Source organism: Sphingomonas sp. AAP5 (assembly GCF_004354345.1).
GTDB classification, from domain to species: Bacteria; Pseudomonadota; Alphaproteobacteria; order Sphingomonadales; family Sphingomonadaceae; genus Sphingomonas; species Sphingomonas glacialis.
Map to the genome: position 1 here is coordinate 1,715,616 of NZ_CP037913.1, position 24,242 is coordinate 1,739,857.

Here is a 24,242-nt window from a genome sequence, read left to right on the forward strand (position 1 = left end):
TTAGCGGACCTTGACCGTCGGGACGACCGACATGCCCGGCCCCAGCGGATATTTGCGCGGATCGGGACCGTTCTTGAGGTCGAACTCGATCCGCACGGGTACGCGTTGGACGACCTTCACGTAATTGCCCGTGGCGTTCTGCGGCGGCAGGAGCGCGAAAGCCTGGCCGGCGCCGCGCTGGATCGAATCGACATGCCCCTTGAACTTGACGTCGGGATAGGCGTCGACCTTGATCTCGACCGGTCGGCCGATCGTCATCAACTGCAGCTGGGTTTCCTTGAAATTGGCGGTGACCCAGATGTGGTCGGGAACGATCGCCATCAGCTGCGTGCCCGGCCCGACATAGGAACCGACATTGACAGAGCGGTTGACGACCTGACCCGACACCGGTGCGACGAGGCGGTTGTCGCCCAGCGTGACCTTGGCTTGCTGGACCGAGGCGCGGCGCGCTTCGATCACGGCTTGCGCAGCGGCGACCTGGCGGCGTGCGACGGTGATGTTGGCGGCGGCGCTGTCGATCTGCTGGCGCGCGGCGGCGGCATCGGCCGCGGTCGATCGTGCGGTTGCGCGTGCGGCGTCGAGCTGCTGCGCCGCGACGGCATTCGGATCGAGCCGCACCAGCGCCTGGTAGCGGGCGAGATCCTGTTGCGCCTTGGCCGCCGTGGCGAGCGGGCTACGCGCCTGTGCTGCCGCCTGATCGCGGCTCGCCTGCGCTGCGGTGACTTGCGCGCGCGCTTGCTCGTATTGCGCCTGCGCCTGCTTCACGTTCGCGTCGGCTTCGGCGACCTGCGCCTCGGGGCCCGACGGCTCGATCACCGCGAGCAGGCGACCGGCCTCGACGTGCCGGTTGTCGATATCGGCAACCGACTTGAGCGTGCCGGCGACCTTGGGCGAGATGCGCACGATATGCGCATCGACGAACGCATCGTCGGTCGTCTCATACTGGCGCGCGTCGAGATAATAGAACGTGCCGCCGATCGCGATGACCGCGATAACAATCACGAGAATGATCCAGAACAGCGGTTTGGTGAAGATCGACGGCTTCTTCGTCTTGTCATCGGACGAATCATCATCCTGCGACGCATCGCTGTCGCCCGCATCGTCCTTGGTATCGCCCTTTTGCGCATGGGCCGACGCACCGTCTTCGTCGCCTTGCCCATTCGTGGGCTTGCGATCCTCGGCGTCGTCGGACTTTCGGGCGGTGCTCTGGTCTTCGCTCATGGAAGTTCCTGTCGTTCGGCAATCAGTTGGTCGAGAATGGCGTCGGTATTGGCCGCGATCCGGGCTGCGAGCAGCGCGATCGCCGCCGAGTCGATGTCGGGGCGTTGCAGCAATTTGAGGACCGTCGCGCGCGAGCCGCGGAGCACGATCACCTGGCCCATCAGCGTGATCGCGGTGACTTGCGCGACGGTGGCGTCGCGGCGCGCGGTCGCGATGCAGATCAACTCGACCAGCATAGCGAGCATCCGCCCCATCAATCCGCCATAGATGCGCTCGAAGGCTTCGGTCGGTTCCATCTGCTCGCGCATGATGAACAGCGAATACATCGCGCTCTTCGGTCCCGTCATCGTATCGATGAAGCGCCGGATCATGCCATGCAGCAAGGCGCGCGCCTGATCGGGAGTCAGCCCCGCGGGCACCTCATCGATCGAAAGCGTTGCTTCGAAGTCGGTGCCGATCTGCGCGGCGATATAATCCGCGGCGGCAAGATAGAGGCCTTCCTTGCCACCGAAATGGTATGTGATCGACGACATGGCCGTCCCCGCCTTCGCGGCGATGCTACGCGTGCTCGCACCTTCCAGGCCCTTGCTGGCGAATTCTGCGATCGCGATTTCGAGGAGGCGTTGTTGAAGCACCCGGCGCCGTTAATTCGTTCGAACGAACAGGGCAAGAGCAATCTTTCGTTACGCTAGAACACGGACGATCGACCGTGGTTCCGACGTCAGGCGGCGATTTTGTCGGTGCGCTTGGTCGACGCGGGGTTTGAAAACACCATCGCATCGTCAACCGAGCCAAAGCGCAACGTCAGCAAGTCTCGCGCATAGTTCTGATGCAGTCGCCACGGCGACTTGTCGCCCTGCTTGGGGAACCGCGCCATTGCCCGCGTGACATAGCCCGAAGTGAAGTCGAGGAACGGCTTGGGCTCGGGCAGCGCACCTTCGAGCGTTGGCGTCGCCTGGCGAAGGCCGCGCGTCTTCATCGTGTTGAGCAAGCGACAGACATACCCGCAGGTCAGGTCGGCCTTTAGCGTCCACGACGCATTGGTATAGCCAAAGGACGACGCCATGTTCGGCACGCCCGAATACATCATGCCCTTGTAGTTATAGGTGTCGGCCAAATCGACCGCCTCGCCGTCGACACTGAAAGCGACGTCGCTGAGCAATTGCAGTTCGAGGCCGGTCGCGGTCACCACGATGTCGGCTGGCACTTCCGCGCCGGAGGCGAGCGTGATGCCGTCCGGCGTGAAATGGGCGATCGTGTCGGTGACGACCGAAGCCTTGCCCGTCTTCAACGCATCGAACAAATCCGCATCGGGAACGAGGCACAGCCGCTGGTCCCAGGGATTGTAGCTCGGGGTAAAGTGCTTCGCGACATCGTAATCGGGACCGAGCTGGTCGCGCACCATGTTGATCAGCCGTTCCTTGGTCTTGGACGGCCGTTTGCGCGCCAAGTTGAAGAACGCCATGCCCAGCAGCACGTTGCGCCACCGCACCAGCCGGTAGGCGAGCATCGCCGGCAGTTTCCGGCGCAGCCAGTTCGCCGTCGCATCCTCGGCCGGACGCGACACGACATAGGTCGGGGAGCGCTGCAGCATCGTCACATGCGCGGCGGTCTGCGCCATGGCAGGCACGAGCGTCACCGCAGTGGCGCCGCTGCCGATGACGACGACTTCCTTGCCGGCATAATCGAGATCGGCGGGCCAGAATTGCGGGTGCACGATCCGCCCCGCAAACTGCTCTGTTCCCGCCCAGTCGGGCGTATGGCCGCGTGCGTAATTGTAATAGCCGCTGCACATGAAGAGGAAATTGCAGGTGAAGCTGGCCGGACCATCGGGACCGTCGGCGCGCACCGTCCACCGGGCGTCCGATGTCGACCAGCTTGCCGTCTGAACGTGATGCCCGAAGCGGATGTGCTGATCGATGCCATAGTCGCGGGCCGTGTCTCCGACATACTGCAAAATCGATGGACCATCGGCGATGGCTTTCGCCTCGGTCCACGGCTTGAACGCATAGCCGAGCGTGTACATGTCCGAATCGGAACGGATGCCAGGATAGCGGAACAGGTCCCACGTCCCGCCGAGCGTCGCCCTTCCCTCAAGGATTACATAGCTGCGGTCGGGACACAGCGTCTGCAGGTGATACCCCGCTCCGATCCCCGAAAGCCCGGCCCCAACCACCACGACGTCGAAATGTTCTGTGCGCATCGTCACTCTCCGGGATACCGGATATTCGATTTTTACACGAAGCGAAAGCGGAACCGCCATCGGCGGCTCCACCCCGTCAGAAGTCGCGCTTGTAGCGCACCGTCGCGTTCGACCCGCCAAACGACCCGGCCTGTGACAACACGCTGAGCGCCTTGGTCAGCGACACCTCGATCTGAGTCGCAGTAAAGCCGCGCGCGTCGGTGATCACTTCGACATAGATGTTCTTGGTGATGTACTTGCCTGCCGCGAGCGAAGTGCTCTGCCCCGTTGCCGAGTCGGCCCCGAGGATCCGCAGTCGATCGATCCCGGCGACGCTGCGCAACTTGCCGAGCGGATTGAGCCCGCCGCCCGATCCGCGCAGCGAGTTGAGCGCGGATGCCAACTGGATCGCCTGGATCGCGGACAGATTGGTCACCGAGCTGCCGAACAACAGCCGGCTGAGCACTTCGTCCTGCGGCAGCGCCGGGGTCGAATTGAAGGCGATCTGCGGCTTCTGGCCGGTGCCGGTGATGTCGATCACGACGGTGATGTCGTTGGTCGTCGTCGTCGCGCTGATGTTGATCTCGGGATCGACCAGCGCTCCGCCAGCGAAGCGGACATCGCCCTTGGTCACGTCGAACCGCTTGCCAGCGAACGAATAGGTCCCGCGCACGATCTGCAGCCGACCGAGGATCTGCGGCGCGGCCGAGGTTCCGGCCACGCGCATATCGGCCTCCCACTCGGACTCGAGCCCCATGCCGGACACGAACAACTGATTCTGCGCGCGCACGCGGATGTCGAGCTTGAACAAGCCGATCGGGGCCTCGGCGGCAGGTTGCGTGGCGGCCTTCACCACATCGCTCTTGCGGCGGACTCCCGTCAGTTCGGCCACTTCTGCCTGGCCCTGGCGGATGATCTCGTAACGCGCATTGGGGATACGGATGTCCCCGGTGATCAAGCCACCCTTGGCCTTGCTGTTGCTGACCGAGACGGTGCCGGTCGCGGTCGCGCCAAGCGCGTCGCTGCTGGCAAGCCGCGCGTTGTTGAGCGTCGCCTTGATATCGATCGGGAAGCCCGCCGCCGCCGAGAAGCCAACCGAGCCTTGCGCCTGCACACTGCCCTCGCCAGCGCGCGCCGACAATTGCGTCAGGTCGAAACGATCGTTGGTGAAACGACCGGCGATCTTCATTTGCGTGAGACGCGTGCCGTAGACTTCGTTGTCATAGGTCAGCGCATCGGCGCGAACCAAGCCGGTCAGTTGCGGCGCATCGACGCGCCCGCCGAAATCGGCAGCAACCGCGATCGGCCCCGACACTTGCTGCTTGGCCAGACCAGCGAGCGAGAACAGCACGCTCGACGGACCGTTATAGCGGATCCCGCCCGACAGAGGCGCGGCGAGCAAGCGCTGCGTCCAGCTGCCGCCGCCCCCCAGCGGCTGCAAGGTCGCGATCAGCCGACCGACCGTAGCGCCGCCACGCTGGATGAGCGCACGCGCGTCGCCGCCAGCATTGGTCAGCCCGACCTGTGCGATCACGTCGACCGGCTGCGAAACGCTCGCCAGGCTCGACCGCGTGAAGTTCTTGATACGGAACCGGCCAGCGATCTGCGGGACCGAAGCGCCTTGGGGCTGGGTATAATCCAGCGACCCCGTCGCGGTGCCGCCCAAGCCAAGATCGGGAACAAGCGCGTTGGCGACCGACACGTCGAGCGAGTCGAGCCGCAGCTTGGCGGAGAGCCCCTTGCCATATTCGCCTGCGATCCGCGCGCTGCCACCCGCGCTGTTCGCGCCGGCGCCGAAATCGATTCGCGTCGGTTGCAACCGATACGTGCCGCGCTCGATCTCGATCCGCGCGACATTGCCGGTCTTGAAGGCGATACCGTTGGCTTGGCCCTGCGTCGCGACGAGCCACAGCTTGGGGCTCAAACGCGCATTGGCGGCAACGCGGAACGGCACCCCGTTCGAACCCGTCGCGAGCACTTGCGCGGTGCCGCTGCCGTTGACGTAATTGATCTTCGCGCGCGCTGCCGACAGCACGGCGGCGCCGTAGCGCAGATCCGCGACCTGCGCGTCGGCGATAATCTGCGGCGCGTTCGGATAGAGCACGGCCTGCGCATTGATGATCGCGCGGCCGATCGTGAAGTCGGTCGCCCCAGGGATCTTCGCGTTGCTGGCGCGCGCGGCGACGTCGACGCGCTGGACCTTGCCTTGCGCGCCGAGCAGGGCAGCGCCGCTAATGCCCGATCCGGCAAAGGTGATCCGCCCGCCGAACGGCCCGGCGGCAAGCTGCTCGACCCGGCCCTTGAAATCGACGCCGGCGAAGCGCGCGTTATGGATATCGGCGGTCAGCCGTGGTGACGGCGTTACGAGGACATCGGCGGTGAACGGCCCGTAATTGGTCCCGCCCTTCGCCAGCACCGCGTACGATGCGCCGTTGCCGCGTATCTGCGCCTCAAGATTCACCAGACCGACGCCGACGCCCGGCCGCGCGGCGCGGAGCAGCACGACAGGCTTGGTCGCCGTGCCCGTCACGCGCGCGGTGAGTGGGCCGTATTGGTTGGAATACGCGTCGGCGTCGACGAGCAGAGGCCCCTTCGGATCATACCGCCCCTGCCCACGCATTACGCGGAATTGCGGCGCATTCAGCCGCAGGTTGCGGAAGGTGATGATGCCGTTGGGATCATAACCGACATCGGCGGTGACGGCGGCGTTCCCGCCGAGAAAGCTGCGCGCGCCTTCGTTGAAGATCTGCGACGTCTTGGCCGCGACATGCGCGGTTATGCCGAAGCCGCCGCTCGCAACCGTCACCAGCTTGGCGTCGGTGCGCAGCGAGAGGATGCCGACACCATCGACCTTGTAATCGTTGACGCGGCCGTTGAGCGCGCCGCGATACAGGCCTGTCGCGAGATCCGCGACCACCACGGCGGTCGCATCGATCTTGCGCGAGCGAATCCGCAGATTGTCTGAAAGGACCTTGCCCTTGGCAATCGCGAAGTCGCCGTTGATCGCGACGTTGTCGAGCAGCCCGCCCGCCGCCGCGTTCAACCCTGTCACACGCGCGGCGCGCGCTGCGACCGGCACGACGATGTGATCGGCATTCACGCGCGCAAGGCCCGACGCATACAGCTGCTCGACCCGCGTCTCGCCAAAGCCGAGCACGCCGGCGGTGATGACGTAATTGACCGTCGGCGTCGCGAACTTGCCGTCGAGCACGACGCGCGCCGCGACATCACGCCCATTGAGGTTGGGCGCGATCGCGCCGGGGGTCAGCAGCTTGGCGTTGACGGCGAATTGCCCGAAGCTGCTCTGCGCGAGATCGAGCAGGCCCTTTGCGTCGAGCGCGAGCGCGTCAGACCGCAGCGTCGTCGTCAGATTGACTTTGCGCTGGTCGAGTGTCGCGTCGAGCGCGACTTGCAAGACCGGCGCAGTCAGCCGCGCGATCGGGTTGACCGGGGTCGCCTTGTCCTTGGGCGCGCCGCCTGGATAGAGTCCGGGGTTGGTCGTCCCGCGCACCTTGAAGGTGCCGCTATGCGCCTCGAGCGACAAGTCGGCGAGCTGAGCGCCGCCGAGCGTGCCCGTCGCCTTGCCAGACCACGCCTTCCAGCTGCCCTTGCCGCCGATGGTAAAGTCGAGCGGCGCCTTCAGGCCACCCATTCGCGCAACGACGCCGTTGGCCGGCGCGGTCAGCCGCGCATCGAGGTCGAGCTTGTCCTGATCGGGCACCGCATCGAGCTTGAGCACCAGACGATCGCCGCCAGCGATGCCGGCACCCATCAGCGCCGCAACATTGGCGGTCACCTGTGCGCGCTTGTCGGCGATGTGCGTCGCGGCGTCGATCTTGAGGATATGCGCCTCGCCCGTCACCGGCTTGGCGAGAATCATGCGATCGACCGTCAGCCGACCGATATCGATATCGAGATCGGGCAGGATCGGCGCGTTGGGGTCGGTCGGTGTCGGCTTGAACGCGGGCGAGCGCGTCATCGTTACCAACGCCGCCTGCGCCGAGCGCACGTCGATATGGTTCTGCGCATAGGCAAAAGGCCGCCAGTCGACCGCGATCCGCGGGGACGCCAGGAACACGCCCTTCTGGTCGCTCACGCGCACATCGGTCAGCACCATCGCGCCATAGAGCGATCCGTCGATCCGCCCGACCTTGATGTTGAGCCCCGAAGCGGTGCTGTAGCCACCCAAATAATTGGCGATCACGCGTCGCCCGGGCGCGGTGTTGAGCCCGAGCACGAACAGCCCGACGAGCGCCACCAGCCCGACCAGCGTGATCGCCACCCACTTTACGATACGCTGCCACAGCGGACGGCGCACGACGACGACCTCTTCCTCGGCCATCAAAAGGCTTGTCCGATCGAAATGTAGAGCGCGACCTTGCCGTCGCCCTTACGCGGGTTGAGCGGGGTGGCGACGTCGACGCGCAGCGGCCCGAAATTGGTGTAGAAGCGCCCGCCGATGCCCGCGCCGTAGCGCAGATCGGTTCCCTTGGGGATCGGGCCTTCATAGGCGTTGCCGCCGTCGAAGAACGGCACGATGCCATAATTGCCGAAGCGATAGCGCGCCTCGAGCGCGAACTCGTTGAGCGAGCGTCCACCGACCGGATTGCCCTGCGGATCGAGCGGGCCGAGCCGCTGATAGCCGTAGCCGCGCACCGAGCCGCCACCGCCGCCATAATAGCGCCGCGACGGCGCAAGCTCGTCACGCCCGGTACCCGCGATCGAGCCCGCGCGGAGCCGTCCGGCGAGGACAATGCTGTCCCCGATCGGATAATAGCCGCTCGCTTCGATCAGCGTGCGTGCGTACGGTCGCACCGCGCCGCGGACCGATGTCTCGGGGCTGAGGCTCAGCTTGAGGCGATAGCCCTTTGTCGGGTTGAGCAGACTGTCCGAGCGGTCGAACAACACCTGGCCGGGCAAAGCTGCGATGAAATAGGTCCCGCGCTTGCGCGCGCCGAGGCCGAAATCGTAGACGCTTTCGTTGGTCCCGACCAGTTCGAAGCCATAGGCGTAGGTGAACTTCTTCTGCCAGAGCGGCGTAGAATCGTAGGATACCTTGCCAGACAACGTCGCGGTCAACGCATTGTACGCGTCATAGCTCGTCCGGTTGGCCGATGCGGTGAACGTCACCGTCTTGTCGCGCTTGCCGGCGTTGGACCGGCGGAAGGTCGCGCTCGCGCCTTGCTCCTGCGTGCCGCCGACTGCGGTGAAGATCAGCGCGCCTTCGGGCGCGAAGCGGTTGCGATCAGTGTACGACCCTTCGAGCCGGACGCCCTGCCCCGTGCTGTAGCCACCGCTGACCGCGAGCGAGCGCTGCTTGCCGCGCTCCTGCTTGACCAGCAGATTGACCTGCTCGGTCCCGTCGGGGTTGATGTTCCCGGTCCGCACCGGCTCGACCGAGACAGTCGAGAACAGTCCGGTCGCGACGAGCGCGGCGCGCAGATCGTCGGTCAGGCGGTTGTCGTAGAGCTGCCCAGGCTTGAAGCGCGTCAGCACGCTGACATGCTCGGCGCCGAAGGCGAGCCGTCCCTCGGTGGTGAAGGTCCCGAACGACGAGCGCGGACCGGTATCGACCGGCAGCGTATAGTCGCCCGTCCCGGTCATATCGTCGAGCAGGATGTCGCGCTGGCCGACCTTGGTGAACGGGTATCCGCGCTGCGGCAGGATCAGCGCGACATTGGCTTCGGCGCCCTGGACTCGATCGGCTTCGATCGCATCGCCGACCTTGAGCGGGAGCTGGCTTTCGATCAGCCCCGGCGGCGTGGTGGGTTCAGCCTTTACGGTGATCGTGCCGAGCTTGTACTGCTTGCCCGGCGTCGCCGAGACGATCGCGCGCAGCTTCGTCGGATCGCCCGGGATCGGCTCGAGCGTCGAAACCGCGGTGCCGTCGTAATAGCCGAGCGACTTCATCAACCGCACCGCCAGCGCCTCGTCCTCACGCGCCCGCGCCGAAACGACGGTCGCGTTGGCGGCCTTGCCCTTGCCACCACGGAGCGCCGAAAGCCCGTTGAACTGGCCCTTCAGTTTCACCGCATCGAGACCGCGAACTTTGGTATCGTAGCGAATGTCCGGCGACTTCGTGTCCTTGAAGGTCGCATCGACCAGCGGAGTCGAATCGAAGCCCTGGAGCGAAGGCAAGGGTTGCGCGAGCTCCGGCGCGGCTGTCTCGGCCGGCGCTTGGGCGACGGGCAGCATCGGCTCGAGCGGAGCGTTGATGTCGTTCGACAAAGGCGGCAGCGCCTTGGTGAATTCCGCATCGGGAACGATCGCGGGTTCGGGCGCTTGTTGCGCGGCAACCGGCGCAGTCGACGGCGTTACCGGAGGCTCCGACTGCTGCATCCCTGCAGCAGCGACAGCCAAAATCCCACTCGAAAACACCGATACGCTCAACGACTCACTTCCCCGCTTCTGCGCGGGAACCTCTCGCGAACGACTCCCACTTGACTGCCAACGCACGAAACGGCGTTGGTTTCCCTACCTTTGTTTCAGCATCAGCCGATAGGTGTGGAGCAGCGGCTCCGTATAGCCATTGGGCTGCGCGCCGCCATCGAAAACGAGCGCGCGCGCCGCCTGCAGCGCCAGGCTGTCGGGATGCCCGCTCATCGGATGATAGAGCGGGTCGCCGGCATTCTGCGCATCGACCTTTGCCGCCATGCGCTCGAACGCCGCATCGACGTCCGCTGCGGTCGCAACCCCGTGGAGCAGCCAGTTGGTGATGTGCTGCGACGAGATGCGCAGTGTCGCGCGGTCTTCCATCAGCCCGATATCGTGGATGTCGGGCACCTTGGAGCATCCGACGCCCTGGTCGATCCAGCGCACGACATAGCCGAGAATCCCCTGCGCATTGTTGTCGAGCTCGGCACGGATTTCGTCGGGCGTCCAGTTGCGGCCCTGCGCGACGGGCACGCTGAGCAGCGCATCGAGCGACGGGATCGATTCCTTGGCGATCGCCTTCTGCCGCGCGAACACGTCGACCTGATGATAGTGCATCGCATGCAACGTCGCCGCGGTCGGGGACGGGACCCACGCCGTATTGGCGCCAGCTTGCGGATGCGCGATCTTCTGCACGAGCATATCGCCCATCCGGTCGGGCGCGGCCCACATCCCCTTGCCGATCTGCGCCCGGCCCGACAGGCCGGCGGCAAGACCGATGCGGACGTTGCGGTCCTCATACGCCTTGATCCAATCGCTGGTCTTCATCTCGCCCTTGGGGATCATCGGCCCCGCGCGCATCGCGGTGTGCATCTCGTCGCCGGTGCGATCGAGGAAGCCGGTGTTGATGAAGACGATGCGGTCCTTCACCGCTTCGATGCAGGCGGCGAGATTGGCAGAAGTGCGGCGCTCTTCGTCCATCACGCCGACCTTGAGCGTGTTGCGCGCCAGGCCGAGCAGATCCTCGACCGCGTCGAACAGTGCATTGGTGAAGGCGCATTCGGCCGGCCCGTGCATCTTGGGCTTGACGATATAGACCGAACCCGCGCGGCTGTTTTGGAACGCGCCGAGCTTGCGCAAGTCGTAGAGCGCGATCGTGCTGGTGATGATCGCGTCGAGGATCCCCTCGGGCGCGTCGCTGCCGTCGCCGAGCCGCAGCGCGGGCGTCGTCATCAAGTGCCCGACGTTGCGGACGAACAACAGGCTGCGTCCCGCCAGCGTCAGGCCGTCATCATAGACGCGATCGGGGTTGAGCCGTCGCGTGATCGTCTTGCCGCCCTTGTCGAACGATTCCTCGAGCGTTCCCGTCATCAGCCCGAGCCAGTTGGTATAGGCCGCGACCTTGTCCTCGGCATCGACCGCGGCGATCGAATCCTCGAGGTCGCAGATCGTCGTCAGCGCCGATTCGAGGATGACGTCGGCGATTCCCGACGGATCGTCACGCCCGATCGGATGGTCGCGATCGACCACCACTTCGATGTGCAGCCCGTTATGGACGAACAGCCACGACGCGCCCTTGCGCCCGACCAGCTGCGCCGGATCGCGCAATACCGGCTCCTTGTCGGCGAGTTCGGCCCAGGGACGGTCCGCAAGTGGTACGGCCTGGTCGAGAAACGCCTTTGCGGCAACGACGACCTGGCGCCCGCGCACCGGATCATAGCCGCCCGGCACCGCCATCCCCGGCAACGCGTCGGTGCCGTAATAGGCATCGTACAAGCTGCCCCAGCGCGCGTTGGCAGCGTTGAGCAGGAAACGCGCGTTGAGAATAGGCACGACGAGCTGCGGCCCCGCCATCGTCGCGACCTCCGGATCGACATGCTCGGTGGTGACGGCGAAGGGCGCCGGCTCGTCGACGAGATAGCCGATCTCGCGCAGGTACGCCGCATCGACCGCCCCACCCGCCTGATAGCGCGAATCGATCTTGGCCTGGAGATCGTCGCGCACGCGCAACAGCGCGGCGTTCTCCGGCGCGAAGCGGGCATAGATCGCGGCAACGCCCGACCACCACGCGCCGGGCGCGATGTCGAGCCCCGGCAGGACACGCTCCTCGACGAAAGTGGCGAGCGGCGCCGCCACCGAAAGGCCGGCGCGATCGAGCATGTCGGGCATGGATGTCCTCCTGGAAAAACACGGTTCGCCTGGGGAGGGCCGAGGTCGCTTAGGCCAGCAAAGGCCTTGCTATCAACCCCGCTCCCTCCTCACTCCGGGTCGAACGGTGCGGCAGATGCCTCGATCCGGTCAAGCATCGCGCGGAACGCCTTGATCTCCGCTGGCGAAAATCCCGCAAAAACCCGCGCCTCGAGCTCGAGCGCCTTGGGCGCGACATCGTCGTACAACGCCTGGCCCGTCGCCGTCAGCGCGAGCATGTGCGAGCGCTGATCGCCCGGATTTGGCTGCCGCGCGACGAGCCCGCGTTCGACCAGGGCGGCGGCGGCGCGGCTGACGGTGACCTTGTCCATCCGCGTCGCCAAGCCCAGCGCCTGCTGCGTCATCCCCGGCCCTTCGGCGATCACCGCGACGAGCCGCCATTCCGAAATCTTGAGCCCGAACAGCGCCTGATACGCGCTGGCGATCGCGGCAGACACACGGTTCGACGCGATCGACAAGCGATAGGGCAGGAAGTCGTCGAGTTTGAGCGTTGCCATGCACAATCGATACGGGATGGACCGGTTCGTGCAAGCCCGCTATATCGTTTCATCTGAAACCAGTTGGAGCCGACCGATGACCGCGCCAGACACCAAGCCTGCAAACCCGATGGGCCTGAACGGCTTCGAATTCGTCGAATTCACCTCGCCCAACCCCGAGGCGATGGCCGACCTGTTCGTCAAGATGGGCTTCACCCACGTCGGCAACCACAAGTCGAAGAACGTCCGCCGCTACGCGCAGGGCGACATCAACTTCCTGCTCAACATGGATGACGCGGGTCAGGTCGCGGGCTTCCGCGATACGCACGGCCCCTCGGCCAATGCGATGGCGTTCCGCGTCGCTGACGGCGAAAGCGCGCTGAAGATGGCGGTCGAACGCGGTGCTGTCGCGGTCAAGGGCGCAGTTGCCCCGGACGAGCTCGAGCTCCCCGCGATCGAAGGCATTGGCGGCGCGAACCTGTATCTGGTCGACGAGAAGTCGCGGATCTACGAAACCGACTTCACCCCGGTCGAAGGCGCGGGCGTCGATGACCACAGCGTCGGCCTCCACACGCTCGACCATCTGACGCACAATCTGCAGCGCGGGCGGATGGCCTATTGGGCGGATTATTACGAGCGGATCTTCAACTTCCGCCAGATCCGCTATTTCGACATCGAGGGCCAGTCGACCGGCCTCTTCTCCAAGGCGATGACCGCGCCCGACGACAAGATCCGCATCCCCTTGAACGAAAGCCAGGACGAGCATTCGCAGATCGAGGAGTTCATCAAGGACTATAAGGGCGAAGGCATCCAGCATCTCGCCCTCGCGACCGACGACATCTTCAAGACGGTCGATACGCTGCGCGCGAACGGGATCCGTTTCCAGACGACGCCGCAAACCTATTTCGATCTGATCGACAAGCGCCTTCCCGGGCACAACCACGACGTCGAGGAAATGCGCAAGCGCGACATCCTGATCGACGGCGCGCCCGAGACCGGCGGCGGGCTGCTGCTGCAGATCTTCACCGAGAACATGGTCGGGCCGATCTTCTTCGAGATCATCCAGCGCAAGGGCAATGACGGCTTTGGCGAGGGCAATTTCAAGGCGCTGTTCGAGAGCATCGAGCTCGACCAGATCCGCCGCGGCGTGGTGCCGGGCGCAGTCGAGGCGTAAGCACGCGCGTCGCCCCGGCGGAGGCCGGGGCCGCTGCGCGTGATGCGAGCGGCGCGACACGAACGCAGCGGCCCCGGCCTCCGCCGGGGCGACGATGGGATCGCGAGATGACCGATTACATGACCGGCTTCGGCAACCACTTCGCGAGCGAAGCCGTCCCCGGCGCGCTCCCGGTCGACCGCAATTCCCCACAAAAGCCAGCGTTTGGCCTTTATGCCGAGCAGCTCAGCGGCACTGCCTTCACTGCGCCGCGCCACGAGAACCGCCGCTCGTGGCTGTACCGCTTGCGCCCGTCCGCGGCACATCCAGCGTTCACCCGCTATGACGGCGCGCCGCTCTTCGCCCCCGGCGTCGCCACCGCCCCGCTCGCCCCCAACCGGCTTCGCTGGAAGCCGCTCGAGACGTCGGACGCCGACTGGCTCGACAGCCTGACCACGATGGTCGTCGCGGGCGACGGCCCCAAGGCGCAGACCGGCGTCGCGATGCACATCTACCGAGCGACCAAAGACATGGCGAACCGCGCCTTCGCCTCGGCCGATGGCGAGTTGCTGATCCTGCCCGAGCACGGTGCGCTGACGCTGCTCACAGAATTCGGCCGGATCGACGTGAAGCCGGGCGAGGTCGCGCTGATCCCGCGCGGCGTGCGTTTCCGCGTCACGCTGCCCGATGGCGCGGCGCGCGGCTATGTCGCCGAAAACCACGGCCAGCCCTTCCGCCTGCCCGATCTCGGCCCGATCGGCGCAAACGGCCTCGCCAACCCACGCGATTTCGAAACCCCCGTTGCCTGGTTCGAGGATGTCGAGGGCGGGTACGAGCTCGTCCAGAAATTCCTCGGCAGCCTATGGCGCACCGACCTCGGGCGCTCGCCGCTCGATGTCGTCGCGTGGCACGGCAATTACGTGCCCTGGAAGTACGACCTTACGCGCTTCAACACGATCGGCAGCATCAGCTTCGATCATCCCGACCCCTCGATCTTCACCGTGCTGACCTCGCCGAGCGACGTCCCCGGCACCGCGAACGTCGATTTCGTGATCTTCCCACCACGCTGGCTGGTTGCCGAGGACACGTTCCGCCCGCCCTGGTTCCACCGCAACACGATGAGCGAATGCATGGGGCTGCTGTACGGCGCGTATGATGCGAAGGCCGACGGCTTCGTGCCGGGCGCGCTGTCGCTGCACAACCAGATGAGCGGGCACGGCCCCGACGTCGCGAGCTGGCAGGGTGCCAGCGCCGCCGACCTCAAGCCGCACAAGCTCGACGGGACGATGGCCTTCATGATCGAGAGCCGCTGGGTCTTCACGCCGACCGAATTTGCCTTGGAAACGAGCGCCCTGGACGCCGATTACGATCAAGCCTGGGACGGTTTTCCCAAGGCACAAGTTCGTGAAGCGTCTGATTGAGATCAACTAGGTTTTTGGGAACCTTACGCAGGCGGGAGTCGTCTTGATGGGCATGCCAGCCCCGTCCACTCCGCTCTTCCCCTGGCGCCACCGCGCGCAGGGCGATTTCCAGGCCTTGCTCGACGCGCACGTCGCGGCGGCCGATTTCCCGTGCGTCGGGGCCAAGGCCGCGCTGGCCAAGGGCACGCTTGCGGTCCTCGCGTGCGATCGGATCGACAGCGCGTGGGACGATTTGCGCATTCACGACGGGCTGATGCATTTCGCCGCCGACTATCGTGCCGAGCCCGGGCTTTTTCGCAGCTTTGCGGTGATCTTCGATGGACCCGATGCGCTCAGCGAAGACGCGTTCGAGACGGCGCTGTGGCAGCGTGCTCAATCGATCTCGGACAAGGACGTGTGGCGTGGCCAGGGCTATGACAAGGGCGTCAGTGCCGACCCGGACAGCCCGCATTTCTCGCTGAGCTTCGGCGGCGAAGCGTTCTTCATCGTCGGGCTGCACCCCAACGCCAGTCGCCCTGCGCGCCGCTTTGCGCGTCCGACGATGGTGTTCAACCTGCACGACCAGTTCACCACCTTGCGCGACCAGGGCCGCTACGAGGGCATGCGCGAGAAGATCCTCGTGCGCGACGAGGCGCTGGCGGGCAGCCGCAATCCGATGCTCGCGCGCCACGGCGAAATCAGCGAGGCGCGGCAATATAGCGGGCGGGTGGTCGACGCCGAGTGGAAATGCCCGTTCAGCTATGCGGGCACGCCCGAATGAGCGTGACGATCGAAATCCCCGAACGCAGCGGCACCGCCTTCCGGCTGGCGCATGGCGAGACGCTGACGGTGATCGACCCGCGCGGTCGGCAAGTTGCCGATCTGCTCGCGTTCAACGCTGAAGACCTCGATGAGGTGATCTCTTCGGGCAGGACGCTCGATTATGCCGAGACGATCTTCCTGACGACGGGCCATTTGCTCTATTCGAACCGCTCGCGGCCGATGCTCGAGATTGTTGCTGATACCGTCGGGCGGCACGATTTTTTGCTCACACCATGCTCGTACGACACCTTCCACCACTTCTATCCCGACTTGCCGCCGCACCGCGGATGCTTCGGCAATCTGGCGGCGGCGCTCGAGCCGTATGGCGTCGCGCCCGACCGGATTCCGGTCGCATTCAACTGCTTCATGAACGTGCCGGTGGACGCGACCACCGGCAAGCTGTCGGTGCTGCCGCCGATCAGCCAGGCGGGCGATCACATCGTCTTCCGCGCGGCGATGGATCTGGTGATCGGCCTCACCGCCTGCTCGGCACCGGCGAGCAATGGCGGGAGCTTCAAGCCGATCCACTACCGGATCGACTCTGCTCGCTAACATTTGGTTCGAAGCCCTACTTCGTCACCCCGGCCTTGTGCCGGGGTCCACCGTCACGCACGCGCCACGGCCGCAGCGCTCGCGGCCCGGTGGGCCCCGGGACAAGCCCGAGGTGACGGTTAGAGGGGAAGCTGGTAACCGCCTATTTCATCTGGCGCTTGATGCTCGTCCAGGTCGCCTTGCCGTAAGGCGGCTTGAGGCCGGCCAGCTTGGCGACATCGAGCTTGGCTTGCTTAAACACCGCCTTGGCGTGGCTGAACGTCTTGAAGCCATCGGTGCCGTGATACGATCCCATCCCCGAGGGACCGATCCCGCCGAACGGCAGTTCCTCCATCGAGACGTGGAACACCACGTCGTCGAGCGTCACCCCGCCCGAAATCGTACGGTCGAGCACGCGCCGTCGCTCGTCGGCATCGGGTCCGAAATAATAGAGGCCGAGCGGCCGGTCGCGACGATTGACCTCGCCGATCGCCGCGTCGATGCCGCTATAGCGCCGCACCGGGAGGATCGGTCCGAAGATCTCCTCCTGCATCACGATCATGTCGTCGGTCGCGTTGCGGACGATGTGGAGCGGCATCTTGCGGCTGTTCGAGCCGGCGAAATCCTCGCCCGCCGGATTGACCGTCTCGACCGTCGCCCCCTTGGCGCGTGCATCGGCGACCCATTCCTCGAGCCGCTGGTGATGCCGATCGTTGATGATTGCGGTGTAATCGGGGTTGGCGAGCAGCGTCGGATACATCGCCGACACCGCTGCCTTCAGGCCATCGACCACGGCTTGCTCCTGCGCTTCGGGCACGAGCATGTAATCGGGCGCGAGGCAGATCTGGCCGGCGTTGAGCATCTTGCCGATCGCGACGCGCTCGGTCGTCTTGGCGATATCGGCATCCTTGCCGACGATCACCGGCGACTTGCCGCCGAGCTCGAGCGTGACGGGCGTGAGATTGTCGGCGGCGGCATGCAGGATGTAGCGCCCAATCCCGGTCGCGCCGGTGAAGATCAGATGATCGAACGGCAGCTCGGAGAACGCCTTGCCGACCTCGGCCGCGCCGCTGAAAAACGCGAGTTCGTCCGCCGCGAAATATTTCGGGCATACCGCTTCGAACAGCGCCGCCGTACGTGGGGTAAACTCGCTCGTCTTGACCATCACGCGGTTCCCCGCCGCGAAGGCGCCGGCGACTGGGCCCATCACCAGATTGACCGGGAAATTCCACGGCGCGATCACGCCGACCACGCCCTTGGGCTGATATTCGACCCAGGCGCGCGCGCCGAGCAGGCCGAGCGGGAATTGCACCGCCCGCTTGTCACGCCGCGTCCAACCCTCGACCGATTTGAGCGCATGGCGGATCGGCGCGACCGACGAGGCGATGTCGGTGAGCATCGATTGCTCGCGGCTGCGATGCCCGAAATCCTCGCTCAGCGCGTCGCAGAACGCGTCGGCATTGTCGGCGATCATTGCGGCGGCGCGCGTGAGCCGGTCCTTGCGGACCGCGAGGCTGACGGGCAGCTCGGCCATGAAGGCAGCGCGCTGAGCGTTCAGAACATCGAGCATCGTCATCATTTTCCCCTCACGTGCAGCCGATCAACCCCGCGACCGGCACTATGATCGTATCCTGCCCCGCTTGGTCGATCTCGAGCAATCCCTCGGGCACGACCGCTCCGCCACTGATCGATTCGCGGGTTTCAACCTTCATCGTCAATTTCGCCACGAGCGGGCCGCCGCCATATTCGGCGCGTTCGGGAAATCCGAAGCCGCTCGCGCCGGTTTGCGCGCTGCGGTCGAGATCGGTCACCTTGCCCTGAACCGAGACGCGCAAGCGCGCCGGATCGGCCCCGACCATCGCGATCAGCGCTCGAGTCCCACTCGCGGTCCAGAGATAGGCAGCGCAGCCGCGTGCGGGCAAATCCTGCTTCGGAATCGCGCCGATCGGCAGGCCATCGACCGAAGCGAGCGGCTGGGCTGGCGGAACCGGCGCCGCCTGCGGGGCTGCGGCAATCACGAGCGGCGCGAGCAAGAGAAGCGCTTTCATGACGACTGGCCTAGCAGGAACAGCCAGGCCGGGTAAGCCGCGATCGCGAGCAGCGCCCCCAGCGGCATCCGATCGCCCAGCCCTGCTTTCCGCCCGTTCAGCATACCGGCCAGGACGATCGCCAGCCCGATAAGCGCGGCCAGCAAAACGACCGCCGGGAGCAGCCGCCAGCCGAGCCATAGCCCGATCGCGCCGAGCAATTTCGGGTCTCCCCCGCCCAGCCCCTCGCGGTGCCGCAGACGCTTATACCCTGCCCCGATCGCCCACAGCACGGCAAAGCCGCTCACGCCACCGATCAGCCGGTCGACGAGCGAGGGCTCGACACCGAGTAACCCCGTTACGAGCCCGCCGCCCGCTAGCGTCGCCGTCAAAGCGTCGGGCAGCCAGAATTCTGCGATATCGAGTGCGGCAAGCGTCAGCAGCAGCCAGCCGAACGCGGCGCCCGCCAGCCCGACAGGCCCCGGCACCGCCCAACCGGCGAGCGCGCCGATCACGAGACAGCCAAGCTCGATCTGCCAATGCCGCGCGTCGATCGGCGCCCTACAGCGCCGGCATCGCCCTCCTGCCAGGGCCGCGCTCACCAACGGGATGAGATCGCGCGCGCCGAGCGACGCGCCGCAGCCGTCGCAGTGCGACCGCCCGCGCATCACCGATCGCCCCTCCGGCCAGCGGATCACGAGCGTTGCGACAAAGCTCCCGATCACGGCGCCGAGCAGCCCGAGCAGCGCCGGCCATAGGAGCATCTCCACCATGCGCCTCCTTATCGCCATTCCCGTCGCATCGGGAAGCCACCCGATCGCGGCTCGTTTGTAAAACCGCCGGCTCCGTCCTAAATCACGCGCATCCTTTATCCTCGCGAAAGATCGCCAATGTCCGCTGATCCCGTCGTCATCGTCTCCTATGCCCGCACGCCGATGGGCTCGTTCCAGGGTGCGCTTACCGGCGCCACCGCAACCGAGCTCGGCGCCGCCGCCGTCGGTGGCGCGGTCGAGCGCGCCGGCGTTTCAGGCGACGCGATCGAGCGGATCTATATGGGCTGCGTCCTCCCTGCCGGACTCGGCCAGGCCCCCGCGCGCCAGGCCGCGCTGAAAGCCGGCCTCCCCGACCATATCGAGGCGACGACGGTCAACAAGATGTGCGGATCGGGCATGATGGCGACGATGCTCGCAGCCGATGCGCTGGCTGCCGGCTCTGCCGACCTGATCGTCGCGGGCGGAATGGAGAGCATGACCAACGCGCCCTATCTATCGCTGCGGCATCGCGGCGGCGCGCGGATCGGGCACGACGTGCTCAAGGATCACATGTATCTCGACGGGCTCGAAGATGCGTATCAGCCCGGCAAGCTGATGGGCAATTTCGCCGAGGACACCGCCGCCGTCTATCAGTTCACGCGCCAGCAGATGGACGAGTACGCGATCGATTCGCTTCACCGCGCCCAACGCGCGCAGCAATCGGGCGCGTTCGACCGCGAGATCGTCGCAGTCGAGGTGAGCGGTCGCAAGGGCCCGACCACCGTCAGCCTCGACGAACAGCCCGCCAAGGGCGATGTCGCGAAGATCCCGACGCTCAAGCCTGCATTTTCCAAGGAAGGCACGATCACCGCGGCGAACGCCTCGTCGATCTCGGATGGCGCCGCGGCGCTGGTGATGACGCGCGCCTCGGTCGCCGAAAAGCTTGGCCTCACGCCGATCGCCCGGATCGTCGCGCAGGCGGCACACGCGCACGCGCCCGAGCTGTTCACCACCGCGCCGGTGTTCGCGATGCGCAAGGCGCTCGCCAAGGCGGGCTGGTCGGTCGACGATGTCGATCTGTTCGAAGTCAACGAGGCCTTTGCCGTCGTAGCGATGATCGCGATGCGCGACCTCGGCATCGCGCATGACAGGCTCAACGTGCATGGCGGCGCGTGCGCGCTCGGCCATCCGATCGGCGCGAGCGGCGCGCGAATCCTCGCGACCTTGCTGTCGGCGCTGCAGACCAGCGGGCAGAAGCGTGGCCTCGCTTCGCTGTGCATCGGCGGCGGCGAAGCGACCGCGGTCGCGGTGGAATTGATGAACTGAGGCGTAAGCCCGGCAGCGCCCTTCCCCTGCGCCCAGGGGAAGGGCGTTATTCCAGCGCGAGCGTGTAGTACCGCGCGAACACGCGGTCGCTATAGCCCGCAAACGGATCGCATTCGACGAACCCGACGCGCTCGTACAATGCATGCGCCGCCGCGAACGGGGCGCTCGTCCCCGTCTCGAGGCTCAAGCGTCGATAGCCGCGCGCACGCGCTGCGGCGATCACATGCGCAAGCATCGCGCCAGCGACACCGCGCCGCAGCTGCGCGGGCGCGGTGCGCATCGACTTGATCTCGCCGTGGCGCGCATCGAGCTGCTTGAGCGCACCCATCCCGAGCAGCGCCGCGCCTTCCCACGCTGTCCACAGCGTGACCGCGGGATCGCGCAGACCGGTGAGGTCGAGCGCGAAGACGCTGCCCGGCGGTGAGTTTTCGTTGGCGCTGCGCACGTGCAGGTCGAGCAAGGCGACCACCGCAGGATGGGTGAGATCATCCTCGACGATGCGCCAGCCGTTCACGGGAGCTCTTCGGTCGGCTCGACGCCCCACAGATGGTTTGCTTCGACATAGCCGCCGCGCCCGCGCACGTCGAAATGGCACCACCCGCGCGAACAGCGGCTCAACCGCCCGACGACGCCGGGCGCCGCGCGCCACAGAATCCGCCCGCCATCGCGCGGCGAATCGCGGAGCTCGGCCACCATTCCCAGCACCACCGCGGTGCGCTTCTCGCTCACCAGCGTGCCCATCATCCAGCCTTGCGTGCCGCCCGGATCCTCGACCTTGTACCACGCACCATGGTCGTAGACGTCGAGCACCTTCACCGGCAGGTCGGCGCGCTGGTACAGCCAGCTCGACGGATAACTCCGCGCCGGTCCGGTCCGCATCCGCGCCTTGCCCGCCGAGATCGAGGCGAAATAGGGCGGCTTTTTCTGGACGAGCCCGGCCAGCACCGGCGCCATCGCGCTGCCGCCGAGCGTGATCGCCGTTGCCGCCAGCAAAATTCTGGCCCCAATACGCATGCTATTTCCCCGTCTGTGTTCGCGCCCGTTTATCGTGCTTCGCGCACACGCTTCAACACCGTTGACGAGGCCAAAGCGCTCCGCCAAGCCATGTCCATGCCCGAAACGAGACGCGTGCCGAACCCGAAAGTCGCCGTAACGCGCGAATTGCCCGACGCGGTGATCGAACGCATGACGCAGCTGTTTGACACCCGGCTGTTCCGCGGGCCCGTCGGCATGACGCGCGATCAGCTCGCCGCCGCGATGGCGGACTGCGACGTGCTGGTCCCGACCGTCACCGACGAGATCGATGCCGAATTGATCGCCAATGCCGGCCCGCAGCTCAAGCTGATTGCCAATTTCGGCGCGGGCGTGAACCATATCGCGCTGAAGGCCGCGCGCGCGCGCGGTATCATCGTCACCAACACCCCCGGCGTGCTCACCGAGGACACCGCCGACATGACGATGGCGCTGATCGTCTCGGTCCCGCGCCGCCTCGCCGAGGGCGAGAAACTGGTGCGATCGGGCGCATGGCAGGGCTGGTCGCCCGGCGGGATGCTCGGCCACCGGATCGGCGGCAAGGCGCTCGGTATCCTCGGCATGGGGCGGATCGGCCAAGCGGTCGCGCGGCGTGCGCGCGCCTTCGGGCTGTCGATCCATTATCATAACCGCCACCGCCTGCCGAAGGTGGTCGAGGCGGAATTGCAGGCGCAGTGGCACCCCAATCTCGACGAGATGCTCGGCGCGATCGACATTCTGACGATCCACACTCCACGCAATGCCGACAGCGAGGGCCTGCTGAACGCCGACCGCATCGCGCTGCTGCGCCCGCACGTCTATCTCATCAATGCCGCACGCGGCGGGATCGTCGACGAGGATGCGCTGATCGACGCGCTCGAGGGTCAGCGGCTTGCGGGCGCCGGGCTCGACGTGTGGAAGCACGAGCCGCAGATCGACCCGCGGCTGCTGGCGTTGCCCAACGTCGTGATGACCCCGCATATGGGGTCGGCGACCTATGAGGGACGGATGGCGACAGGCGAGAAGGTCATCACCAACATCCGCATGTGGGCCGACGGACACCGCCCGCCCGATCAAGTGCTCGAGGGCTGGGCCTAAACCTCGCCTACCACAGCACGCCGCGCGCATCGGGCCGCAGCGGCTCTGGCGCTTGATCGCCGATCGCCTGAAGCAGATCGATCTCGATCGTCCGGCACATCGCCGTCAGCGGCACGTCGTGAACGGTGTTGGCAAACGGATCGACCAGATCGTCGCCGATCGCGAGCACCACGAGGAACATCAGCCCGGCGATGCTCGACCCGAGCGGGGTCGCGAAGCCCAGCGTCTCGACCAGGCCGATCGGCAGCAAGATGCACAGCAGATGCGTGAAGATCGTCGGGAAGAAGCGATACTGGCTCGGCAGCGGCATGTTCTTGAGCCGCTCCATCCCGCCCTGCGCATTGGCGATGTCGACGAGGATGCTTTCCATCGATGCCTGCTGGATCGTGTCGATCCAGCCCTGCGCGCACGCTCCGTTGATCCGGCGACCGGTGCCGTCGACGATGCCGTTGGCAACGTTGACGCGACCGAGCGCGAAGTCGGCCTCGCCGCGCGACAGGAAGCGCAGCACCTCGCCATCGGGCGCCTGACGCCGCAACTGGCAGCGCAGCGCGTTGACATAGGCGATCTGCCGCAGGACAATCGTGCGCTTAAGGTCCTTCGCTTCATCGGGCAGGTAATTGCGAGCCTGCCGCGCGAGACTGCGGCTGGCGTTGATCATCTGCCCCCACAGCACGCGCCCTTCCCACCAGCGCTGATACGCCGAATTGCTGCGGAACCCGAGGAACAGCGCGAGCGCCGTGCCGAACAGCGTCAGCGGGAGCGATGGCGCGGTGAACGGCACGACGTAATAGGTGACCGTCACGATCACATCCCAGACGAACAGCAAGGCAGCAGGCCGCCAGATCTCGCGGAGGATGTGGCGATAGCCGGGGGTGTTGGTGACGATCATCGGTTCTCAGGGCTTTCAAGGGCGCTGCTGCGCGATAGGGCCGAATGGTGCCTGCGGCAAATCCACACCATTACGGCGCGATGTCCGCGGCCGCCGCACCAACCCGTGCGGTCTCATGCGTATCGACCGGTTTGACCGACGCCTTGGCCAATGCAGCAGCGGTGCCCGATGCGGGACGCAGAACGAACCATTGCGGGCGGTCGATTGCAATCAGGAACGCCAGCAGCGCCAGACCGAACCCTAACAAGGACAGCGAAGCGCGCGCCGTCGGGGTCATCTTCGAGCGTTTCGGGGATTGCGACGTGTGCATAACGGAACTCCTCTTTCCAACGCCACCAAGCTGGGAAGAGGTCGCAACGCGCGCGTTAGCGAACGATGACTTTTTATTGCTGCGGCGCAGCATGAATAAGAGAGCGAGCAAAGACAAAGCGATAGCGCGCCGCCATCGCTGCGGTATCCTCCAGGTCTCGCGCCTTGAACTTTCCGATTGACGCCTACCGCACGGCGTTGCAGCTTGATGACAATTATAAAAGATGGAGAGTGATGATGGACCGAATGGGGTCGTTTGCCGTGGTCGCGGCGCTTGTCTTGGTATCAGCGCTGCACATCATCAGTGCCCCGGCGTATTTCAACATCGTTCCTGCCATGCTGCTTGTCGTCGGCTTCATCCGCCTCGTCAGCCATCCCGCCCCTTCCGATACCGCCGCGAGCGAAGATCTTTCGCTCGCTCCCACCGCCGAAGCTTGATCCGAAAATCATAAGGCGGCGGCG

General features: G+C 65.9%; 21 protein-coding genes. 7 read left to right on the forward strand and 14 right to left on the reverse strand.

Translation table 11 applies throughout. From position 1 onward, the window contains the following. From E2E30_RS07865 to E2E30_RS07895, 7 genes are all read right to left on the reverse strand, one after another. Nucleotides 1-1,221, reverse strand: coding sequence for an HlyD family secretion protein (locus E2E30_RS07865; protein WP_133188807.1), 1,221 nt, complete (start codon nt 1,219-1,221; stop codon nt 1-3). Next, nucleotides 1,218-1,856, reverse strand: a complete 639-nt coding sequence (locus E2E30_RS07870; protein ID WP_133188809.1) for a CerR family C-terminal domain-containing protein — start codon at nt 1,854-1,856, stop codon at nt 1,218-1,220. Before E2E30_RS07870 ends, E2E30_RS07865 begins: the two co-directional genes overlap by 4 nt. 86 nt (nt 1,857-1,942) lie before the next feature. Further along, nucleotides 1,943-3,424 carry a flavin-containing monooxygenase gene (locus E2E30_RS07875; protein WP_206365660.1) on the reverse strand — a complete coding sequence of 494 codons (1,482 nt, stop codon included), beginning with the start codon at nt 3,422-3,424 and terminating at the stop codon, nt 1,943-1,945. Nucleotides 3,425-3,500: 76 nt separating this feature from the next. Continuing rightward, nucleotides 3,501-7,745: a translocation/assembly module TamB domain-containing protein gene (locus tag E2E30_RS07880; RefSeq protein WP_133188811.1), complete on the reverse strand. Its 4,245-nt coding sequence runs from the start codon at nt 7,743-7,745 to the stop codon at nt 3,501-3,503. Further along, the gene (locus E2E30_RS07885; RefSeq protein ID WP_133191981.1) at nt 7,745-9,742 is read right to left on the reverse strand and encodes a BamA/TamA family outer membrane protein; all 1,998 of its coding nucleotides are present in this window, start codon (nt 9,740-9,742) and stop codon (nt 7,745-7,747) included. Before E2E30_RS07885 ends, E2E30_RS07880 begins: the two co-directional genes overlap by 1 nt. Before the next feature lie 135 nt (nt 9,743-9,877). Beyond that, nucleotides 9,878-11,944 carry a malate synthase G gene (locus E2E30_RS07890; protein WP_206365661.1) on the reverse strand — a complete coding sequence of 689 codons (2,067 nt, stop codon included), beginning with the start codon at nt 11,942-11,944 and terminating at the stop codon, nt 9,878-9,880. An 89-nt stretch (nt 11,945-12,033) separates the two neighbouring features. Beyond that, the gene (locus tag E2E30_RS07895) at nt 12,034-12,480 is read right to left on the reverse strand and encodes a MarR family winged helix-turn-helix transcriptional regulator (RefSeq protein ID WP_133188813.1); all 447 of its coding nucleotides are present in this window, start codon (nt 12,478-12,480) and stop codon (nt 12,034-12,036) included. Nucleotides 12,481-12,556: 76 nt separating this feature from the next. On the opposite strand from E2E30_RS07895, the gene hppD reads away from it, so the two are divergent. The 4 genes from hppD (at nt 12,557) to E2E30_RS07915 (ending at nt 16,386) form a co-directional block, all read left to right on the forward strand. Then, complete coding sequence (gene hppD, locus E2E30_RS07900) at nt 12,557-13,633, forward strand: 4-hydroxyphenylpyruvate dioxygenase (RefSeq protein ID WP_133188815.1); 1,077 nt, start codon at nt 12,557-12,559, stop codon at nt 13,631-13,633. Between the two features lie 107 nt (nt 13,634-13,740). Further along, nucleotides 13,741-15,033: a homogentisate 1,2-dioxygenase gene (gene hmgA / locus E2E30_RS07905; protein WP_133188817.1), complete on the forward strand. Its 1,293-nt coding sequence runs from the start codon at nt 13,741-13,743 to the stop codon at nt 15,031-15,033. Nucleotides 15,034-15,085: 52 nt separating this feature from the next. Beyond that, nucleotides 15,086-15,793 (forward strand): guanitoxin biosynthesis heme-dependent pre-guanitoxin N-hydroxylase GntA, encoded by a 708-nt coding sequence (gene gntA, locus E2E30_RS07910; RefSeq protein ID WP_133191983.1) that lies wholly within the window; start codon nt 15,086-15,088, stop codon nt 15,791-15,793. After that, nucleotides 15,790-16,386 carry a DUF1989 domain-containing protein gene (locus E2E30_RS07915; protein WP_133188819.1) on the forward strand — a complete coding sequence of 199 codons (597 nt, stop codon included), beginning with the start codon at nt 15,790-15,792 and terminating at the stop codon, nt 16,384-16,386. Before gntA ends, E2E30_RS07915 begins: the two co-directional genes overlap by 4 nt. A 142-nt stretch (nt 16,387-16,528) precedes the next feature. Here the strand turns inward: E2E30_RS07915 and E2E30_RS07920 are convergent, their stop codons facing one another. From E2E30_RS07920 to E2E30_RS07930, 3 genes are read right to left on the reverse strand one after another with little or no spacing between them, the layout of a single operon-like run. Continuing rightward, nucleotides 16,529-17,941, reverse strand: coding sequence for a coniferyl aldehyde dehydrogenase (locus E2E30_RS07920; protein WP_133188821.1), 1,413 nt, complete (start codon nt 17,939-17,941; stop codon nt 16,529-16,531). A gap of 10 nt (nt 17,942-17,951) precedes the next feature. Next, nucleotides 17,952-18,413, reverse strand: a complete 462-nt coding sequence (locus tag E2E30_RS07925) for a hypothetical protein (RefSeq protein WP_133188823.1) — start codon at nt 18,411-18,413, stop codon at nt 17,952-17,954. After that, nucleotides 18,410-19,165, reverse strand: coding sequence for a prepilin peptidase (locus E2E30_RS07930; RefSeq protein ID WP_165954475.1), 756 nt, complete (start codon nt 19,163-19,165; stop codon nt 18,410-18,412). Before E2E30_RS07930 ends, E2E30_RS07925 begins: the two co-directional genes overlap by 4 nt. A gap of 117 nt (nt 19,166-19,282) precedes the next feature. Between E2E30_RS07930 and E2E30_RS07935 the strand changes: the two genes are divergently transcribed. Then, entirely contained in the window at nt 19,283-20,470 is a 1,188-nt protein-coding gene (locus tag E2E30_RS07935) for an acetyl-CoA C-acyltransferase (protein WP_133188825.1), read from the forward strand. 46 nt (nt 20,471-20,516) lie between these two features. Here the strand turns inward: E2E30_RS07935 and E2E30_RS07940 are convergent, their stop codons facing one another. Together E2E30_RS07940 and E2E30_RS07945 are read right to left on the reverse strand one after the other, a co-directional pair. Next, a complete protein-coding gene (locus E2E30_RS07940) occupies nt 20,517-20,984 on the reverse strand; it encodes a GNAT family N-acetyltransferase (RefSeq protein WP_133188827.1) in 468 nt (155 codons plus the stop codon). Further along, the gene (locus tag E2E30_RS07945) at nt 20,981-21,484 is read right to left on the reverse strand and encodes an SH3 domain-containing protein (protein WP_133188829.1); all 504 of its coding nucleotides are present in this window, start codon (nt 21,482-21,484) and stop codon (nt 20,981-20,983) included. The genes E2E30_RS07940 and E2E30_RS07945 overlap by 4 nt, the downstream gene beginning before the upstream one ends. A 96-nt stretch (nt 21,485-21,580) precedes the next feature. Here E2E30_RS07945 and E2E30_RS07950 point away from each other — a divergent pair, with 96 nt between their 5' ends. After that, a complete protein-coding gene (locus E2E30_RS07950) occupies nt 21,581-22,579 on the forward strand; it encodes a 2-hydroxyacid dehydrogenase (protein WP_133188831.1) in 999 nt (332 codons plus the stop codon). Between the two features lie 7 nt (nt 22,580-22,586). On the opposite strand, the gene E2E30_RS07955 is transcribed toward E2E30_RS07950, so the two are convergent. Then, entirely contained in the window at nt 22,587-23,471 is an 885-nt protein-coding gene (locus tag E2E30_RS07955) for a bestrophin family protein (protein ID WP_133188833.1), read from the reverse strand. Between the two features lie 70 nt (nt 23,472-23,541). Next, nucleotides 23,542-23,748 carry a hypothetical protein gene (locus E2E30_RS20725; protein ID WP_165954416.1) on the reverse strand — a complete coding sequence of 69 codons (207 nt, stop codon included), beginning with the start codon at nt 23,746-23,748 and terminating at the stop codon, nt 23,542-23,544. 197 nt (nt 23,749-23,945) lie between these two features. Between E2E30_RS20725 and E2E30_RS07965 the strand changes: the two genes are divergently transcribed. After that, a complete protein-coding gene (locus tag E2E30_RS07965; protein ID WP_240699071.1) occupies nt 23,946-24,218 on the forward strand; it encodes a hypothetical protein in 273 nt (90 codons plus the stop codon). The last annotated feature ends 24 nt before the right edge of the window (nt 24,219-24,242 follow it).

Excerpts from the sequence above, each read along its gene's own strand:
- hppD (WP_133188815.1), top strand. The coding sequence starts at position 12,557 with ATGACCGCGCCAGACACCAAGCCTGCAAACCCGATGGGCCTGAACGGC.
- E2E30_RS07955 (WP_133188833.1), bottom strand. The coding sequence starts at position 23,471 with ATGATCGTCACCAACACCCCCGGCTATCGCCACATCCTCCGCGAGATC.
- E2E30_RS07920 (WP_133188821.1), bottom strand. The coding sequence starts at position 17,941 with ATGACGATGCTCGATGTTCTGAACGCTCAGCGCGCTGCCTTCATGGCC.
- E2E30_RS07880 (WP_133188811.1), bottom strand. The coding sequence starts at position 7,745 with ATGGCCGAGGAAGAGGTCGTCGTCGTGCGCCGTCCGCTGTGGCAGCGT.
- E2E30_RS07875 (WP_206365660.1), bottom strand. The coding sequence starts at position 3,424 with ATGCGCACAGAACATTTCGACGTCGTGGTGGTTGGGGCCGGGCTTTCG.
- E2E30_RS07885 (WP_133191981.1), bottom strand. The coding sequence starts at position 9,742 with ATGCAGCAGTCGGAGCCTCCGGTAACGCCGTCGACTGCGCCGGTTGCC.
- hmgA (WP_133188817.1), top strand. The coding sequence starts at position 13,741 with ATGACCGATTACATGACCGGCTTCGGCAACCACTTCGCGAGCGAAGCC.
- E2E30_RS07945 (WP_133188829.1), bottom strand. The coding sequence starts at position 21,484 with ATGCGTATTGGGGCCAGAATTTTGCTGGCGGCAACGGCGATCACGCTC.
- gntA (WP_133191983.1), top strand. The coding sequence starts at position 15,086 with ATGCCAGCCCCGTCCACTCCGCTCTTCCCCTGGCGCCACCGCGCGCAG.
- E2E30_RS07935 (WP_133188825.1), top strand. The coding sequence starts at position 19,283 with ATGTCCGCTGATCCCGTCGTCATCGTCTCCTATGCCCGCACGCCGATG.
- E2E30_RS07865 (WP_133188807.1), bottom strand. The coding sequence starts at position 1,221 with ATGAGCGAAGACCAGAGCACCGCCCGAAAGTCCGACGACGCCGAGGAT.
- E2E30_RS07890 (WP_206365661.1), bottom strand. The coding sequence starts at position 11,944 with ATGCCCGACATGCTCGATCGCGCCGGCCTTTCGGTGGCGGCGCCGCTC.
- E2E30_RS07930 (WP_165954475.1), bottom strand. The coding sequence starts at position 19,165 with ATGGTGGAGATGCTCCTATGGCCGGCGCTGCTCGGGCTGCTCGGCGCC.
- E2E30_RS07950 (WP_133188831.1), top strand. The coding sequence starts at position 21,581 with ATGCCCGAAACGAGACGCGTGCCGAACCCGAAAGTCGCCGTAACGCGC.
- E2E30_RS07915 (WP_133188819.1), top strand. The coding sequence starts at position 15,790 with ATGAGCGTGACGATCGAAATCCCCGAACGCAGCGGCACCGCCTTCCGG.
- E2E30_RS07895 (WP_133188813.1), bottom strand. The coding sequence starts at position 12,480 with ATGGCAACGCTCAAACTCGACGACTTCCTGCCCTATCGCTTGTCGATC.
- E2E30_RS20725 (WP_165954416.1), bottom strand. The coding sequence starts at position 23,748 with ATGACCCCGACGGCGCGCGCTTCGCTGTCCTTGTTAGGGTTCGGTCTG.
- E2E30_RS07925 (WP_133188823.1), bottom strand. The coding sequence starts at position 18,413 with ATGAAAGCGCTTCTCTTGCTCGCGCCGCTCGTGATTGCCGCAGCCCCG.